Here is a 17,240-nt window from a genome sequence, read left to right on the forward strand (position 1 = left end):
CCACCGTCCTGGTGTCGACTTATTGACATCTAGGTTTTCCCAGTCAGGAGAGATGCTGTGAAACACCCGATCCAACGCCGCGACGACAGCCGCCGCACCAGCCTGGCCACCTCCATTTCCACGATCCTTACCGGCGGCGCCCTGCTGCTGGTGGGTGCCATGGCGTCGTCCTCCGCGTTCGCGCAGGAGCAGGCGACCAACCTTGACCGGATCACCGTCACCGGGTCGAACATCCCCCGCACCAACACCGAAACCCCCTCCCCCGTCCAGGTGGTCACCCGCCAGGAGATCGACCGTACCGGCAAGACGACTGTCGCCGAGTACCTGCAGACCCTGACCGCGGATGGGTCGGGCTCCATTCCCAAGACCTTCGGCAACGGCTTTGCCGGTGGTGGCGCAGGCATCTCGCTGCGCGGCCTGGGCGCCGGCTCCACGCTGGTGCTGTTGAATGGCCGCCGCATGGCGACCTATGGCCTGGCCGATGACGGCCAGAAAGTGTTCACCGATCTGAGCACCATTCCGCTGGATGCGGTCGAGCGCATTGAAGTCCTCAAGGACGGCGCTTCTGCGATCTACGGTTCGGACGCGATCGCCGGCGTGGTCAACATCATCCTGCGCAGCGACTTCAACGGCGCCATCCTGCGCGCCTCCTACGGCCTGTCCGGCGACAGCGACGGCGATGCCAAGAAGGCCACCCTGACCGCCGGTACCGGCGATCTGGCCACCGACGGCTGGAATGCGTTCTTCAGCCTGGACGTCGGCAAGACCGACGCGATCAAGATCAGCGACCGCAAGGACCGCAAGTGGATCGGCACCGGTGACATCCGCCGGTATGGCTATGGCAACAATGCGCAGTTCCTGGGCGGCGCCGCGTTGTCCGGCGGTACCCGTGGCGGCGTCGGCCCGACCGGTTCGGTGTTCGACGACCGTGCGGTCACGGATGACGATCCGGCCTTCCTCGTCGCGCTGCCAGGTTGCGCCGGCTTGACCACCATCCCCGGCCAGAACGATGTCACTGCCCAGCAACAGGGCTGCCTGTGGGATCCCGCGCAGCTGTACCGTGACCTGACCCCTGAAGAGAAGTACGTCAACGTGTTCGGCCGCGCCAGCTTCGCCTTTGGCGAGGGCGGTGAGATCTACACCGAGATCGGCTACTCGAAGAAAGAAACCACCTTCAGCAACACGCCTTCCGGCGTGTCCGGTGGCTGGGGCTATCCCGGCGGCCCGGTCAATGCCAACAGCGGCGATGGTGCCACCGTGCTCAGCCCGACCCACCCGGACAACCCGATCCCGGGCCAGGCCTCGCGCCTGCGTTACTCCGCCTGGGATGTCGGCCCACGCGTGACCGAGAATACCAACGAGTTCAACCGCTTCCTGGTGGGCGTCAAGGGCAACTGGGGCGAGTGGAGCTACGACACGGCCTACCTGCATTCGGGCACCGACCTGGTCAACAAGCGTACCGGCTTCCTGAACTACGACGCCGTGCGTTGCGTGCTCGGCAATCCGGCCTGCCCGGCAGGCGTGTGGCGCATCGGCGACAACGCGGGGCTGAACTCGCAGGCACTGTATGACTACATCTCGCCGGACATCAGCGCACGCGCCAAATCCAGCCTGGACATGTTCGACTTCACCGTGTCGCGCAGCCTGGTGGACCTGAAGGGCGGCCCGCTCGGCCTGGCGCTGGGTACGGAATGGCGCAAGACCAGCAACAGCCTGACCCCGCAGACGTTCACCGACCAGGGCCAGATCATCGGCCTGGGCTACTCGGCCTATGACGGCACCCAGAACGTATATGCCGGCTACGTCGAACTGTCCGCGCCGGTGCTGGAGCAGCTGGAGTTGTCCGGTGCGGTGCGCTACGACAAGTATGAGAGCGGCGAAGGCAAGGCGACCCCGAAGGTCGGGATCAAGTGGACCCCGGCCGACTGGATCGCAGTCCGCGGCAGCTATGCCGAAGGCTTCCGCGCGCCGAACCCGGCCGAGAACGGCGACGGCGGCCTGGCCGCATTCTCCAATGCTGCCGATCCCGTGCGCTGCCCCGGCGGCACCCCAGCCCCGGGCGCGAACGATGACGATTGCGGCGCACTGCCGGTTGCCATCATCACCCGCCCCAACGCAGACCTGAAGCCGGAAGAGTCCAAGAGCTACTCGGTGGGTCTGGTGCTGCAGCCGACCTCCAGCACCTCGATGACGGTGGATGCCTGGCAGATCAAACGCACCAACGAAATCGCCCAGGGCAGTACTGCCGAAGCGATTGCCGCAGGCAACGTGCTGCGTGACAACAATCTGCTCAATGGTGTTCCCGGTACCGGCAGCATCCTGGCGGTCAATACGCAGTACATCAATGCTGCATCGACCCGCGTCCGCGGTATCGATACTGACATCCGCCAGACCTTCGACATCGGTCCGGGCCAGCTGGAAATGGACCTGCAGTGGAGCCACGTGCTCAAGTTCGAGCGTACCGATGCCGACGTTACCGTCGACTATGCCGGCACGCACGGCAACTGCGACGTCACCAACTGCATCGGCACCCCGAAGGACCGGATCAACTTCGGCACCACCTGGAAGCAGGGCCCGTGGAGCGTCAGCGGCGTGGCCAACTACATCTCCAAGATGGAGAACACCGACTTCCGCGGTCCGGACGGCTCGTATCAGTTCGCCTATGCCGACGGCACCGACGTCGAGAAGATCTCCTCGTTCACCACCTTCGACCTGTCCGGTCGCTGGAACATCACCGAAGCCTTCGAGTTGAACGCCTCGGTGCAGAACCTGTTCGACCGCATCGCTCCGCTGGATCCGACCACCTATGGTGGCGTGAACTACAACCCGCTGCACTTCAGCGGCGCGATCGGCCGCTACTTCACCGTCGGTGCCAAGTACACCTTCGAATGAGGTAGCCGCACTTGGGGAACAAGGAGCCCGGGCAATGCCCGGGCTTTTTGTTGCAAAAAAAAGCCCCGCATCGCTGCGAGGCTTTTTCTCAAATCTTGGCGCCCGAAGTTGGACTCGAACCAACGACCCCCTGATTAACAGTCAAGTGCTCTAACCGGCTGAGCTATTCGGGCGGGGTGCGCATTGTAGCCCGTTTTTCGCGAGATGTAACCTGTCTGGCGACAACTATTTCACGCGCGGTGATACGGATGGTTGGCCAGCATCGCCGCAGCGCGGTACAGCTGCTCGGCCACCACCAGACGCACCAGCATGTGCGGCAGCGTCAACGGCCCGATCGACCATTTCTCGTCCGCCATCGCCGACACTTCCGCCGAATGACCTTCCGGCCCGCCGATCAGGAAGGCCAGGTCCCGGCCCTGCCCACGCCAATGCTCCAGGCGCTGCGCCAGCTGCTCGGAACTGAGCTGGCGCCCCGGCACATCGAGCGCGACCACGTAGGCATTCTTCGGCAGCGCGGCGATCACCCGCTTGCCCTCGTCATCGGTCGCACGGCGCGCATCGCGCCCTTTGCCACGCAGGCCGGGCTCGATCTCGACCAGCTCGAACGGCAACCAGTGCGAGAGCCGCTTCTGGTATTCGGCAAACCCCTGCGCAACCCAGGACGGGGCGCGTTCGCCGGTGGCGATCAACTTGGCTTTCATCTCCATCCTCCGCGGACACCCTGCGTGGCGCCGCAAAAGACAACGGCGCCATCGGCGCCGTTGTCGTGACCGTACGTGCGGGAATTACCGCGCGTCGTAGTCGTCGTCCGCATCGTCGAGCAGTTCGATCGGCGGCTGGTCGCCCACGGTCCACAGGCGCTCAAGCGCGTAGAACTCGCGCACGCGCGGCAGCATCACATGGACCACCACGTCGCCCAGATCGACCAGGACCCACTCGGCTTCGCGCTCACCTTCCACACCCAGCGGCATCACGCCCAGCTTCTTGGCGAACTTCACCACTTCGTCGGCGATCGACTTGACGTGACGGCTGGAGGTACCCGACGCGATCACCATGTAATCGGCGACGCTGGAGCGGCCGATCACGTCGATCTCAACGAGATCCTTGGCCTTCAGTTCTTCGGTGGCCCCGCGCACGCACTCGAGCAGCTGCAGAACGGAGGGCGCCGGATTCGGCAGTTGGACCTTGATGGTCTGGGGCTGGGCTTGGTTGCTCAAAGCGGGTCAACTCGATAAATGTGGGATCGATTATACGGGGCGGCGCGCCCGCGCGTATTCACGACGGTGTCGCGCCGTACAGGCGGTGATCGAGGATGTAGCCGGCCACCGGCTCGGGCAGCAGCGATTGCCAGGGGCCGCCCGCCGTGATCTGTGCGCGAACGGCGGTCGCCGATTCCTCGCGCAGCGGGGCCGGCAGGCGCAGCAGGCGGCCGGCCGGCGCGTTGAACAGCTCGCGCTCATGGCTGGCCCAGCGCCCTTCCAAGGCCTGCGCCAGCACTGGGTCGAGGGTGTCGGCCAAGGAGCTGCCCGGGCGGTCGGCGACGATGAAATGCGCCAGATCGAACAACGACGCCCAGTGGTGCCAACTGGGCAGGGCCAACAGGCTGTCCGCGCCGACCAGCCAGGCGATCGGCTGGCGCGGGCCCAGCTCGGCGCGCAGCTCGCGCAGGGTATCGACGGTATAGGACGGCACGCCGGGGGTGCGCTCGGCCCGATCCAGCTCCCGCCGGTCCAGCAGCAGGCCGGACTCGTCACCAATAGCCAGGGCCAGCATCGCCAGGCGCTGCGCGGCATCGGCGCCGGGGGCGGCACGGTGCGGCGGATCGGCGGCCGGCAGCAGGCGCACTGCGACCTGCAACTGGTCGCGTGCGGCGCGGGCAATGGCCAGATGGCCCAGATGGACGGGATCGAAGGTCCCGCCGTAATAGATGCGCAGCCCCATGGGCTCAGGCCCGGGCGAGCAGGCGCACGGCGCGGGCTTCGGATACGGCGATCAGCAGCCGCTCCAGCGCCAGCCAGGCATCGCCATCGGCGCGCCCCTTGGCGATGCGGTCCACCAGCCCGGCCTCGGCCACGAAACGCTCCCAGCGCTTGACCTCGGGGTGGCGCTGCAGCGCGCGCTTGAACGGCGCCTGCCGCGATTCCCAGATGCCGCGGCTTTTCATCTCCGCCGCCAGGTTGCCGCCGCGCGCCTGCACCCGCGCCAGACCGGCCGTGGACAGCAGCTCGCGGATCACGATCGGGGTCAGTGCGGCCACCGCTTCACCCTCGGCACGCAGGCCGGCGATCATCCGCAGGACGGCGGCGGGCTGGCCGGAGAAGGTCGCTTCAACCAGACGGAACACGTCATAGCGGGCGGCATCGGCCACCAGCGACTCCATCGTGTCCACGTCCAGCGTCTGTCCATCAGCCAAGAGGGCCAGCTTGTCGATTTCCTGCGCGGCGGCGAGCAGATTGCCTTCCACCCGCTCGGCCAGGCGCTGCACGGCCTGCGGATCCGCGCGCAGGCCCTTGCCGCGCAGGCGGCGCTCGATCCATTCGGTGAGTTCATGCGGCTTGATCGCCCAGGCCACCGAGATCACCCCGGCGCGGCCCACCGCATCGGCCCACTTGGTCTGGTGGGCCTTGCTCCATTCGTTGCAGGTGATCAGCAGGATCACGTCGGGCGCCGGGTTGGCACAGAACTGGCTGATCACCTCGGCGCCTTCCTTGCCCGGCTTGCCGCTGGGCAGGCGCAGTTCCATCAGGCGTCGTGCACTGAACAGGCTGGGCGCATTGAAGCTGGCGTCGAGCTGGTGCCAGTCGAAGTCACGCCCATCGGCATCGAAGACTTCGCGCTCGTTGACGCCATCGGCGCGCGCACGTGCACGCACGGCATCGGCGGCTTCAAGCACGCGCAGCGTTTCCGGACCGGCAATCAGATACACCGGGGCCAACGGCTGGCTGGCCGGTTGGCTGGCGAGCTGTTCGGGGCGCAGTTCCATCCGGGCAGGCCGATCCGCAGGCGGACCGGGCTCAGCGCCCCTGCGGAACGACGGCGGGGACCGCCGGCGTCGGGGTCGTCGGGGTCGGGCTGGCCGGGGTCGCCGCCGGGATCTCAACCGGCGCTTCCACCGGCGTCGTACCGGGCTTTGCCGGGGCACGGCCGTGCTCCAGCTCGGCACGGACCACGCTGTCGATGCGGCGCATGATCGAGGCCGACATCTCACGACGCAGTTCGTCGGCGAGGATTTCGCGTTCGGTGGTGGTACCGGTGGCGTCGGTCGGCGGCGACACGTAATCGCGCGAGAGTTCGATCACCTGCTGCGGCACCAGCTCGCTGCCATCTTCGCGGCGGAAGATGAAGATCACCGCGTAGCGCAGGCTGTATTCCTGGGCACGGCCCTGGGCATCGATCGCGATCGGCAGATCGCCCCACCGCTCGGACACCACCTGCAACTGCGAGGACGGGCCCGTGCTGTCCGGATCGGCCAGCTGCGCCCCGGAGGCCTGCAGGCCACGACGCAGCAGCTTGACCAGCTCGCTGTAGGGCGCGGTGGACACCACCTGGACCGCGGCGGTATCGGCCGGCAGCATCAGTTTGTTGCGCAGATGGAAGCCGCACCCGGCAAGGGTCGCGGTCAGGACAAGGGCAAGCAGGAATCGGGTCATGGACACAGTCTGTAGGAGCCGGGCGGTCGCGGCAACAAGCAGTGATCGTGCCGGATGCCGCGTGAACAGGACTTGATACCGGACCGGGTGCACAGGCACCCGGCAGGCACGACAGGATCAGCCCTGCGGGGCCGCCACGATGTTCACGATCTTGCCGGGCACGATGATGATCTTGCGCACCACCAGCCCTTCCAGGAACTTGGCCGCGTTCGGCTCGGCCAGGCCCAGGGCTTCGATCTGATCCCGCGGGGCATCGGCCGCGACCTCGATGGTGCCACGCAGCTTGCCGTTGACCTGCACGGCCAGCGTCACGGCATCGCGCACCAGCGCAGCCGGATCGGCTTCCGGGAACGCCTGGTCTTCCAGCAGTTCTTCGCCATGGCCCAGCACCTGCCACAACGCATGGCTGGCATGCGGGGTGATCGGGTTGAGCAGCAGCACGGTGGCACGCAGCGCTTCCTGGCGGACCGCACGGCCCTGATCGCTGACGTCATCGAACTTGGCCAGCGCGTTCATCAGTTCCATCACTGCAGCGATCGCGGTGTTGAAGCTGTGGCGGCGGCCGTAGTCGTCGCCGACCTTGCCGATGGTTTCGTGGGTTTTGCGGCGCAGCGCCTTCTGCTCGGCGTTGAGCGCGGCCACGTCCAGCGCCGGGGCGGCACCGTCGGCGGCATGCTTCTGCACCTGCGCCCACAAGCGACGCAGGAAGCGCGCCATGCCATCCACGCCGGCTTCGTTCCACTCCAGCGACTGCTCCGGCGGCGCGGCGAACATCGAGAACAGACGCACGGTATCGGCGCCGTACTTGCTCACCATCACCTGCGGGTCCACGCCGTTGTTCTTGGACTTGGACATCTTCTCGGTGCCACCGATCACCACCGGCTGGCCGTCGGCGATCAGGGTCGCCCCGACGATGCGGCCGCGCTCGTCGCGCTGCACATCGACATCGGCCGGGTTGATCCAGTCCTTGGAGCCGTCCGGATTCGGGCGGTAGTAGGTTTCGGCGATCACCATGCCTTGGCACAGCAGGTTCTGCGCAGGTTCGTTGCTGTCCACCATGCGCGCATCACGCAGCAGCTTGTGGAAGAAACGGAAGTACATCAGGTGCAGGATCGCGTGCTCGATGCCGCCGATGTACTGGTCCACCGGCAGCCAGTAGTTGCCGCGCTTGTCGACCGCATCACGGGCACCCGGCGAGGTGTAGCGCGCGTAGTACCAGCTCGACTCCATGAAGGTATCGAAGGTGTCGGTCTCGCGCTCGGCCGCGCCGCCGCAGTCCGGGCAGGTGGTCTTGCGCCATTCCGGATCGGCCTTGATCGGCGAACCGGTGCCGACGAAGTTGACGTTCTCCGGCAGGATCACCGGCAGCTGCTCTTCCGGGACCGGCAAGGCGCCGCACTTCGGGCAGTAGATCACCGGGATCGGGCAGCCCCAGTAGCGCTGGCGGCTCACGCCCCAGTCGCGCAGACGGTAGTTCACACGGCGCTGGCCCTGGGCCTTGCGCTCGAAACGCTCGGCCAGTGCCTCGAAAGCGCCTTGGAAATCCAGCCCGTCGAACTCTTCGGAGTTGACCAGCTCGGTCTCGCGCGTCTTGTCGCCGTACCAGTCCTGCCAGCGCGTGGCGTCGTACGCGCTTTCTTCCTTGCGCAGCGACTTCAACGCGATGACCTGGCGGATCGGCAGGCCGTACTTGTTGGCGAATTCATTGTCGCGCTGGTCGTGACCGGGAACGGCCATCACCGCGCCGGTGCCGTAACCCATCAGCACGAAGTTGGCGACCCACACCGGCACCTGGGCGCCGGTGACCGGATGGATGGCGCGCAGGCCGGTATCCATGCCGCGCTTTTCCTGGGTTTCCAGCTCGGCCTCGGAGACGCCGCCCTGCTTCATCTCGGCCAGCAGCGCGGCCAGCGCCGGGTTGGACTTGGCCGCGTGCTGGGCCAGCGGATGCTCGCCGGCGATCGACACGAAGGTCACGCCCATCACGGTGTCCGGACGGGTGGTGAACACGCGCAGCGGGTCCAGCGTGCTGCCGTCAGCGTCACGCACGTCGAACTGGATCTCCAGCCCTTCCGAGCGGCCGATCCAGTTGCGCTGCATGGTCTTGACCGAATCCGGCCAGCCCGGCAGTTCGTCCAGACCATCCAGCAGTTCCTGGGCGTAATCGGTGATGCGCAGGAACCACTGCGGAATCTCGCGCTTTTCCACCAGCGCGCCGGAACGCCAGCCGCGGCCGTCGATGACCTGCTCGTTGGCCAGCACGGTCTGATCGATCGGGTCCCAGTTCACCACCGCGTTGCGGCGGTAGGCCAGGCCCTTGCGCATCAGGCGGGTGAACATGCGCTGCTCGTGCACGTAGTACTCGGGCGTGCAGGTGGCGAACTCGCGCGACCAGTCGATCGCATAGCCCATGGCCTTGAACTGGCCACGCATGTGCTCGATGTTGGCGTAGGTCCACTTGGCGGGCGCGGTCTTGTTCTTGATCGCCGCGTTCTCGGCCGGCAGGCCGAACGCATCCCAGCCCATCGGCTGCAGCACGTTGTGACCGGTCATCCGCTTGTAGCGGCTGATCACGTCACCAATCGTGTAGTTGCGCACGTGGCCCATGTGCAACGCACCGGACGGATACGGCAGCATCGAAAGGCAGTAGAACTTCGGCTTGTCCGAGGTCTCGGTGACTTCGAAGGCACGGGTGGCATCCCAGTACTGCTGGGCGGCGGATTCAACCTGCTGCGGATCGTAAACGTTGGGTTCGACGCTGGTCATAAAAACGCTAGTGCGGCGGCAAAGCGGCACAGGGTACCGCAGTGCGGCAAAGGGCTCCAATCGACGTTGCCCACTGCCGCGGCCAAACCTGTCATCTCATTGAATTGACAGGGGATTGGCAGAACACGCTCTGCCCCTGCCCCGCGCCACGCGGCGTACCGGGGCGCAGCAACGACCTGCCCGCGCTCAGCCCCGCCGCGCCGCCGGGGCCAGCGGCAGCACCGCCACCAGCCAGACCAGCCACACCCCGAAGGCCACGCGCTGGGCCAGCGGGGCCGGCAGCAGGGCCTGCAGCGCGAACGCGGCCAGCAGCACGCCCACCCCGCACGCCAGATGCAGGGCGCCCACGGCACGCCACGCCGGCAACCGCAGCGCGCCGATCCCGGACATCACCGCGCCCGGCACGAAGGCCAGCACCCAGATCATCCAGGCACTGGCGTGGTATTGGCTGGCGGGATTGTCCAGATCGCTGGTATCCAGCGGCAGCACGCCCATTGCGGCGAAGCCGACCCCGGCCAGCATCAGCAACTGCGCGCCGACCCGCATCGACCATGGCGCGGTGCGCGGCACCCGCAGCAGCAGGCGCAGCGCGACGAGGCTGGCCAGCAGGCCGGGCAGTGCAAAGCCGAGCAGATTGAAGGCCAGCGCATGCGGTACGCCCAGCGCACCCAGCAGCGCGACCGGGTGGCCGATCGGATCGAACAACGGCAGCGCCGCGCCGAAGCCCAGCACCGCGCCCACGAACGCGACAGCGGCGGCAATGCCGAACGCGCCTTCCCAACGATGGATTCCCGACATCTCGCACCCGGCCTGTTCACAAGGCCTGCATTGTCGCCGTTCCGCGCCGATTCCGCCCGGTGGGGTTGCGTCCGGCAGCAGCCGGCACCATACACTTCCTCTCCAGTTTCCCGTTGATCTGAAACCATGAGCGATCTGCCCCACGTGTTTGACGCCACCACCGAGACCTTCGAGACCGAGGTGCTGCAGAAGTCCCTGCAGACCCCCGTGCTGGTCGATTTCTGGGCCACCTGGTGCGGCCCCTGCAAGACTCTGGGCCCGATGCTGGAAAAGCTGGCCGGCGAATACCATGGCGCCTTCGAGCTGGCCAAGGTCGACGTCGACAAAGAACAGCAGATCGCCGCCGCCTTCCAGATCCGCTCGGTCCCGACCGTGTTCCTGGTCAAGGGCGGGCAGATTGTCGATGGCTTCCCGGGCGCGGTGCCGGAAGGTCAGCTGCGTGAGTTCCTGACCCAGCACGGCGTGGTCCCGCTTGAAGCGGCCCCGGACGAAGCGGAAGCCGTCGAAGCGCCGCCGCTCGACCCGCAGGCCCAGGTCGACGTGCTGCGCGCGGCCATCGCCGCCGAGCCGGACAGGGAAGAGCTCAAGCTCGACCTGGCCCTGGCGCTGCTGCAGACCGGCGCCACCGCCGAGGCCACGGCCCTGATCGACGCCCTGCCGGCCAACCTCTCCACCGATGACCGCGCCGTGCGCGCCCGCGCCCGCCTGGAATTCGCCAGCGCCCTGCAGGACGCCCCGGCTCCCGAGGTGCTGGACGCCCGCATCGCGGCCAATGGCGATGACCTGCAGGCACGCCATCTGCGTGGCGTGCAGCTGTTGCTGTCCGGACAGGACGCCGCCGCGCTGGAGCAGTTCCTGGACATGCTGCGCCGGGACCGCACCTACGACGAGGGCCGCCCGCGCAAACTGCTGATCGATGCCTTCAAGGTGATCGAGGATGAAGACCTGGTCGGCCAGTACCGCCGCCGGATGGCCTCACTGCTGTTTTGATCGGCCAGCTCTCACCGGGATGATCGGATCTATGCGGGCCAGAGCCTTGCCGGGCTCTGGCCGAACGTGAATCACGTTCAGAAACCCTGCACAGCCGCCGGGCAATAATGCCGCCGCGGCACACTGGAGGCCGCGATCCATCGGGGAGGATGAGGTCTGGGCCATGCTGGCCCCGTGGCTGCGCCCCGCCTTGCAGGGCCGTAATGACCGTGAAAGTGACCCGTTTGCTTCGTTTCCCCCTGGCCGTGCGCGCGCTCGCGCTGGTGGTGCTGCTGCTGTCCGCCGCGCCGTTGCTGGCTCAGGACTGGACCTATCGGGTGCGCCCCGGCGACACGATCTGGGACCTCAGCGCCCGCTATCTGAAACCGTCCATCGCATGGGAACAGCTGCAGTCGCACAACGGCATCGCCGATCCCTACGGGCTGCCGCCCGGCAGCCAACTCCGTTTCCCCGTGGCCTGGCTGCAGGTCCAGCCTGCACCGGCGCGCGTACTCGCCGTGCGGGGCCCGGTACACAGCCTGATCGACGGCCAGCCCCGTCGCGAGGTGGCCGAAGGCGATCTGCTGCGGATCGGCCAGGAATTGTTCACCGGCGACGATGCCAGCGTCACCGTGGTCTTCGCCGATGATTCACGCCTGCAACTGCGCGAGCAGTCCCGGCTGCGCTTCGACCAGCTCAGCCGCTATGGGCGCACCGGCATGGTCGATACCCGCCTGCGCCTGGAACAGGGCCGTGCCAGCAACCGCGTCACGCCTGCCAATGGTCCGGCGTCGCGCTACATCATCGATGCGCCCACGGCGACCAGCAGCGTACGCGGCACCGTCTTCCGGGTCAGCGCCGGCCGGGACGGCCGTGGCGCGGCCACCGAGGTACTGGAAGGCCGCGTGCAGGTCGGCAACCGCCGCGGCCAGCGTCTGGTCACCCACGGCCAAGCCACGCGCAGCCCGTCGCGCGATGCGCGCCCGGCCGATCTGGAAGCGCTGCTGCCAGCACCCGTGTTGACGACCGATCCCCAGCGGCTGGCCACCCTGCCCGCTGCGCTGGCCTGGCAGCCGGTGCCGGATGCCGTTGGCTACCGCGTCGAAGTGGTCCGCGCCGACCAACCGGAGGTGCTGCTGTTCGCCCGCGATACCGACACCACGGCGCTCACCCTGCCCGACCTGCCGCCCGGCGATCTGCGCGTGCTGGTGCGGTCGGTCAGTGCGGAACAGGTGGAAGGGCTGGATGCCGAGCAGGACTTCCAGGTGCGTGACCAGCCGGTCGCCCCGCTGACCGTACGCCCGCTGCATGGCCAGACCATCAACAGCCCGCGGCCCCGTTTTGAGTGGACCCGCGTTTCCGACGCCGCGCGGACCGTCCTGCAGATCGCCCGCGACCCGCAGTTCCTGGATCCGCTGCTCGAACAGGACACCCGCGCCACGCACCTGCGCCCCGGCCAGGAACTGGTCCCGGGCGACTATGTCTGGCGCGTCGCCTCGGTCGACGGCAATGGACACCGGGGTCGCTACAGCCAGCCCTTGCCGCTCACCATCACCGATCTGCCGATCGATCCGGCGCTGCAGCCGCCGGAGGCCGCCAAGGGCCAGTTGACGCTGCGGTGGCAGGCCGGTGAAGCGGGTCAGCGCTATCGCGTGCAGCTGGATCGGCGCGGCGACTTCGCCACGCCATTGCTGGACCGCGAGCTCGAGCAACTCGAGGTGACACTCAAGCGCCCCTGGCGCGGCACGTTGCATGTCCGCGTGCAGTACATCGACGAAGACGGCTACGCCGGTCCGTTCTCGCCGACACAACAGATCGCCCTGCCGTGCCGCACCTGTTACGGCGCCGGCGGTGGCGCCCTGCTGCTGTGGCTGCTGTTGTGACGCCGCTGCATCTGCCCTGGCCACACCGTGTGCTGCTGGCCGCACTGGTCGGCGCATCTGCGGTTGCCGCCAGCCACTGGCAATGGTTCTGGAAGCAGGATGAAGCGGTGTACGACGCCTACGTGGGCGGTTGGGAATACACGCCCGACGCGCGCCTGCTGATCGTCGCGATCGACGACAACAGCCTGCAGCAGCTGGGTCAGTGGCCGTGGCCACGCGGCACCCATGCCCGCCTGCTGGATCGGCTCACCGATGCCCGCGCCGAGCGCGTGGTACTGGACCTGGTGTTGTCCGAAGCCGACCGCCAGGACAGCAGCCAGGATGCCGAGCTGGCCGCAGCGATCCGCCGCAACGGCCATGTCGTGCTTCCGGTGGTGGCCGCACCGGCCAGTGGCCCGCGCATGGCCGAGGAGCTGCTGCCGATCCCGCTGATCGCCGCCAACGCGGCCAGCCTCGGCCACACCGACATCGAGGTGGACAGCGACGGGGTCGCCCGCGGGCTGTTTCTCACCGCCGGCATCGGTTCCCCGCACTGGCCAGCGCTCGGCCTGGCGCTGGCCAATCCGCCGGGTCCGCTGCCCGGGCTGCGCGATGATCGTCCGGGCCTCGATTCGCCCTACCAGTGGCGACGCGACCACTACGTGCGCGTGCGCTATGCCGGGCCGCCCGAACGCTTCCCGCAGGTCTCCTACGTGGATGTGCTGCAGGGCGAGGTGGACCCGGACGTGCTGCGCGGCCGGCTGATCCTGGTCGGCATGACCGCCAGCGGCATTGCCCCGCGCCTGCTCACCCCGACTACCCGCGAACGCTGGATGAGCGGCAGCGAGTACCAGGCCAATGTCGCCTCGATGTTGCTGGACGACAAGGTCATCGCACCGCTGCCTCCGGCGTGGCAGAGCGCGCTCACCGGGGTACTGGTCGCACTGTGCTGCCTGATGCTGACGCTGCCGCGCGCCTGGTTGAGCGGGATGTTGGCGCTGCCGTCGACGCTGCTGCTGAGCTTCGTGCTGCTGCGCGCGGGCAACCTGTGGTTCGCCCCGGCATCTGCGTTGACCGGCATGCTGGCGGTGATCCTGGCCTGGGCGCTGTGGCGGGTCAGTGCCTGGCGGCGCCAGGCCAACAGCGATGCCCTCACCGGGCTGGGCAACCGGCTGCGCTTCGAACAGACCCTGCAGGCCGAGCATGATGCGGGGCGCCGTTCCGGACGGCCGTTGACGTTGGTGCTGATCGATGTGGACCACTTCAAGCGCCACAATGATGAGTTCGGCCACCAGGCCGGCGACAACGTGCTGCGCCGGATCGCGCAGGAACTCCACGCGCATGCCCGCCGCCCCCGTGACATGGCCGCGCGCTTCGGCGGCGACGAGTTCGCGCTGATCCTGCCCGACACCACGCCGGAAGGCGCCCTCCAGGTGGTGCAGGATCTGGTCGCACGCGCACAGGCGCTGGAGATCCCCGCCGGGCGCGGCGCGACCACGCATATCACCGTGACCGTCGGCGTGTTCACGCGCGTGCCGACTGCGAACACCGAGCCGCGGCATTTCTTCGAAGGTGCCGATGCAGCGCTGTACCAGGCCAAGGCGGCCGGCCGGAATGGGTATGCGGTGGACGACGGCGGGCCGGGCTGAGGCGCCGCCACTCCATACGCAAGCGAATGGTAGACTCCGATCACCTCTCCACTGAGATGCGATCCGAATGAAGGCCTCCGTCTTCCGCCTTGGCCTCAACCTGTGGCCGCCGTTCCTGTTCACGGGCATCCATGTCACCGAGGTCAGCGCCGACTACCGCCATGTGCGCGTCGAGTTGCGCATGCGCCCCTGGAACCGCAATTACGTGGGCACCCATTTCGGTGGCAGCCTGTTCGCGATGACCGATCCGTTCTGGATGCTCACCGTGATGCAGAACCTGGGCCGCGATTACTACGTCTGGGACCGCGCCGGGGAAATCGGATTCCTCAAGCCGGGCCGCGGCACGGTGGCCGCCGAGTTCAGGCTGGACGAGGCGCTGCTGGATCAACTGCGTGCCGCCACTGCCAGCGGGGAAAAGTACCTGCACTGGTTCAGCAATGACATTGTCGATGCGAAAGGCGAGGTCATCGCCCGTGTGCGCAAGCAGGTCTACCTGCGCCTCAAGCCCGAGGCACGCCAGCGCGCGGGATGAGCCCTCGCGCGCTTGCTATGCTCGCGCGCCGGCTTCACCCCACGGACGACCATGCGCCTGCCCCTGCTTGCTGCCCTGCTGCTCACTGCCCTGCCCGCGTTCGCGCAGGAACTGCGGATCCCACTGGTCGACTATCCGGTATTGCCCGCCCACGCCACCCGGGCCGAAGGTTTCGTGCCGTCAGGATGGCGCATCGAGCAGCAGCTTCGCGGCGATCTCAACGGCGACAAGCGCGAGGATCTCGTTCTCATCCTGCGCCAGCAGGACCCGCGCAACATCGTCGAACACGATGGGTTCGGCATCAGCCCGCTGGACAGCAATCCACGCATGCTCGCCATCGCCTGGGCCACGCCGGACGGCTACTCACTCGCTGCGCAGAACCATACGCTGATCACCCGCCACGAGGCGCCGAACCTGTCCGATGTCTTCGAGGAGGGCGCCGGCGTTTCGATCGTGCGCGGCACGCTGCAGACCACGCTGTTCTTCTTCTCCAACGCCGGCAGCTGGTCGACCGGCTCGGCCAGCTACACCTTCCGCTGGCAGGAGGGTGCCTTCGCGTTGATCGGCTACGACCGCAGTTCGATGATGCGCAACTCCGGGCAGACCGAAAGCCTGAGCATCAATTACTCGACCCGACGCGTGCGTCATGCCGAAGGCAGCATGGAATCGGACGAGGACAGCGTGCGCTGGGAGACCCTGAGCTCGCCGCAGCGCTGGACCCTGGAGACCGTCGGCGACGGCAGCGCGTTCGAGCCGCTGGCATCGGCACAGGATCGCTGAGCCACGGCATCCCGGCGCGTTTGCTAGTGCGCAGGTGCGCGCATCGGCACCCGCAGCGTCGGTCCGACATCGCTCATCACCGCGCGCCGCTCCACCTGCAGCCAGTGGCCATCGTCGCTGAGCACCGGTGTGCGGGTGGGCGAGCGTAGCGCTTCTGGCAGGCGCTGCAGGGCCACGGACGCGGGGGTGGGCTGCTGCCGCAACCAGCGCTGCGCCGCAACCAGGCGCAGCATCGCGGCCGCGTCCTGCGGGCGGCCTGCGTACTGCCGCATGTCCGGCCCGGTGATGTTGGACAAGGCGCATCCCAGCGGATTGGCGATGCAGGCAAAGCGATCCTGTGCGGGCCCGGGAATCGGGGTGGGCGCATCCCGGGTGGCCACCAGTTCAGCACTGGCGGCGCATGCCCACGCATAGCGCGGCGCCATGCGTGCCTGGGTGCGCGGCACATCCAACAGCAGGTGCTGCGCCGCCGGGTTCCCGGTCGTCAGGCGCATTCCCGCCCCGGCCAGCCCGAACTCACCGCGCATCGCCGTGCACAGGCTCTGCTCGTCGGCCGTCATCGGCGCCAGTGCGGCGCCGCAGATGGCAGGCAACGCGGTATCAGCAGGCAGTTCAACCAGGATGTCGGCCAGCAGCCGCGCGTTGCTCTCCACCATCGCCGCACCGATCATGCTGGTGATCAGGGTATCGCCCTGCCCGGTCATCCGCCGACCGCTGAGGATGTCCGCGCATGCACCGGCGAGTGCGGTGCCACTGTCGCCACGCACATGGGCGAGCGCGTGCGCGGAGACAGGATCGAGCACCGGCTGAAAGACCGGCAGTGGGACCATCGGATCCGTGTCGAACGGCTTGAACGGCGAGGTGAAGTGACCGTAGCCGGCAAGCGCGGCCACGCGCTGGTGAAGCGCGTCGTGCCCGGCATGCGCAGCCTCGACACCGTCCGGGTCGGCGCGCACCGCCGCCAGACACCCGATACCCCGCTGGCCGCAGCCTGCCGGGGCGGACAGCGGCGTTGCGGGGAAGCGGCCTTCCGCACTGGACGAGACCGGTCGCTGGCCGGGTGAACCGGTGCGCCACCGCTCGACGTCCTGCGCCATGACGGCGTCACCGCCGGCGCCCTCCAGCCCGTCGTAACGCAGGGTCCACAGCGCGGTGAAGCCGTTCTCGCCACGCATGGGCAAGGGCGCCTGCAGCAGCCGCATCGCGTTGCGCTGTTCAACTGGCAACGGCCAGAACCGCGACGCCGCCCAGAGCACGACGACCGCCACTCCCAGGCTCAGGATCGAGATGCCCACCCATTTCAGACCTGTCTTCAACACAGCGTTCTCCCAGACCCCGCGTC

Annotated in this window: 14 protein-coding genes and 1 tRNA gene; 6 read left to right on the forward strand and 9 right to left on the reverse strand. The window is 67.8% G+C overall.

Features of this window, described 5'->3' with window-relative positions:
- Positions 1-57 precede the first annotated feature (57 nt).
- Entirely contained in the window at positions 58-2,892 is a 2,835-nt protein-coding gene (locus ABE463_RS11250) for a TonB-dependent receptor (protein WP_346468222.1), read from the forward strand.
- 96 nt (positions 2,893-2,988) lie between these two features.
- Here ABE463_RS11250 and ABE463_RS11255 read toward each other — a convergent pair.
- From ABE463_RS11255 to ABE463_RS11290, 8 genes are all read right to left on the reverse strand, one after another.
- Positions 2,989-3,065, reverse strand: a tRNA-Asn gene (locus ABE463_RS11255).
- Between the two features lie 57 nt (positions 3,066-3,122).
- On the reverse strand, positions 3,123-3,593 hold the full coding sequence (rlmH, locus tag ABE463_RS11260; RefSeq protein WP_259259584.1) for a 23S rRNA (pseudouridine(1915)-N(3))-methyltransferase RlmH: 471 nt from the start codon (positions 3,591-3,593) through the stop codon (positions 3,123-3,125).
- An 84-nt stretch (positions 3,594-3,677) separates the two neighbouring features.
- A complete protein-coding gene (gene rsfS / locus ABE463_RS11265) occupies positions 3,678-4,109 on the reverse strand; it encodes a ribosome silencing factor (protein ID WP_088434466.1) in 432 nt (143 codons plus the stop codon).
- A gap of 58 nt (positions 4,110-4,167) precedes the next feature.
- Positions 4,168-4,833, reverse strand: coding sequence for a nicotinate-nucleotide adenylyltransferase (nadD, locus tag ABE463_RS11270; protein WP_346468223.1), 666 nt, complete (start codon positions 4,831-4,833; stop codon positions 4,168-4,170).
- 4 nt (positions 4,834-4,837) lie between these two features.
- On the reverse strand, positions 4,838-5,875 hold the full coding sequence (gene holA / locus ABE463_RS11275; RefSeq protein ID WP_123730577.1) for a DNA polymerase III subunit delta: 1,038 nt from the start codon (positions 5,873-5,875) through the stop codon (positions 4,838-4,840).
- A gap of 31 nt (positions 5,876-5,906) precedes the next feature.
- Complete coding sequence (lptE, locus tag ABE463_RS11280; RefSeq protein WP_346468224.1) at positions 5,907-6,542, reverse strand: LPS assembly lipoprotein LptE; 636 nt, start codon at positions 6,540-6,542, stop codon at positions 5,907-5,909.
- Between the two features lie 117 nt (positions 6,543-6,659).
- Positions 6,660-9,308, reverse strand: a complete 2,649-nt coding sequence (leuS, locus tag ABE463_RS11285; protein ID WP_346468225.1) for a leucine--tRNA ligase — start codon at positions 9,306-9,308, stop codon at positions 6,660-6,662.
- 186 nt (positions 9,309-9,494) lie between these two features.
- Complete coding sequence (locus ABE463_RS11290; RefSeq protein ID WP_346468226.1) at positions 9,495-10,106, reverse strand: DUF998 domain-containing protein; 612 nt, start codon at positions 10,104-10,106, stop codon at positions 9,495-9,497.
- Positions 10,107-10,232: 126 nt separating this feature from the next.
- Between ABE463_RS11290 and trxA the strand changes: the two genes are divergently transcribed.
- From trxA to ABE463_RS11315, 5 genes are all read left to right on the forward strand, one after another.
- On the forward strand, positions 10,233-11,096 hold the full coding sequence (gene trxA / locus ABE463_RS11295) for a thioredoxin (RefSeq protein ID WP_259259578.1): 864 nt from the start codon (positions 10,233-10,235) through the stop codon (positions 11,094-11,096).
- Positions 11,097-11,299: 203 nt separating this feature from the next.
- Positions 11,300-12,958: a FecR domain-containing protein gene (locus tag ABE463_RS11300; RefSeq protein WP_346468227.1), complete on the forward strand. Its 1,659-nt coding sequence runs from the start codon at positions 11,300-11,302 to the stop codon at positions 12,956-12,958.
- The gene (locus ABE463_RS11305; RefSeq protein ID WP_346468328.1) at positions 12,955-14,586 is read left to right on the forward strand and encodes a CHASE2 domain-containing protein; all 1,632 of its coding nucleotides are present in this window, start codon (positions 12,955-12,957) and stop codon (positions 14,584-14,586) included. Before ABE463_RS11300 ends, ABE463_RS11305 begins: the two co-directional genes overlap by 4 nt.
- Before the next feature lie 67 nt (positions 14,587-14,653).
- Positions 14,654-15,118: a DUF4442 domain-containing protein gene (locus tag ABE463_RS11310; RefSeq protein ID WP_346468228.1), complete on the forward strand. Its 465-nt coding sequence runs from the start codon at positions 14,654-14,656 to the stop codon at positions 15,116-15,118.
- Positions 15,119-15,169: 51 nt separating this feature from the next.
- Positions 15,170-15,898 (forward strand): hypothetical protein, encoded by a 729-nt coding sequence (locus ABE463_RS11315; RefSeq protein WP_346468229.1) that lies wholly within the window; start codon positions 15,170-15,172, stop codon positions 15,896-15,898.
- Between the two features lie 23 nt (positions 15,899-15,921).
- On the opposite strand, the gene ABE463_RS11320 is transcribed toward ABE463_RS11315, so the two are convergent.
- Positions 15,922-17,217 carry a hypothetical protein gene (locus tag ABE463_RS11320; protein WP_346468230.1) on the reverse strand — a complete coding sequence of 432 codons (1,296 nt, stop codon included), beginning with the start codon at positions 17,215-17,217 and terminating at the stop codon, positions 15,922-15,924.
- Between the last annotated feature and the right edge of the window lie 23 nt (positions 17,218-17,240).

The sequence above is a fragment of the Stenotrophomonas sp. TWI819 genome, assembly GCF_039673075.1.
In the GTDB taxonomy this organism is placed as follows: domain Bacteria; phylum Pseudomonadota; class Gammaproteobacteria; order Xanthomonadales; family Xanthomonadaceae; genus Stenotrophomonas; species Stenotrophomonas rhizophila_B.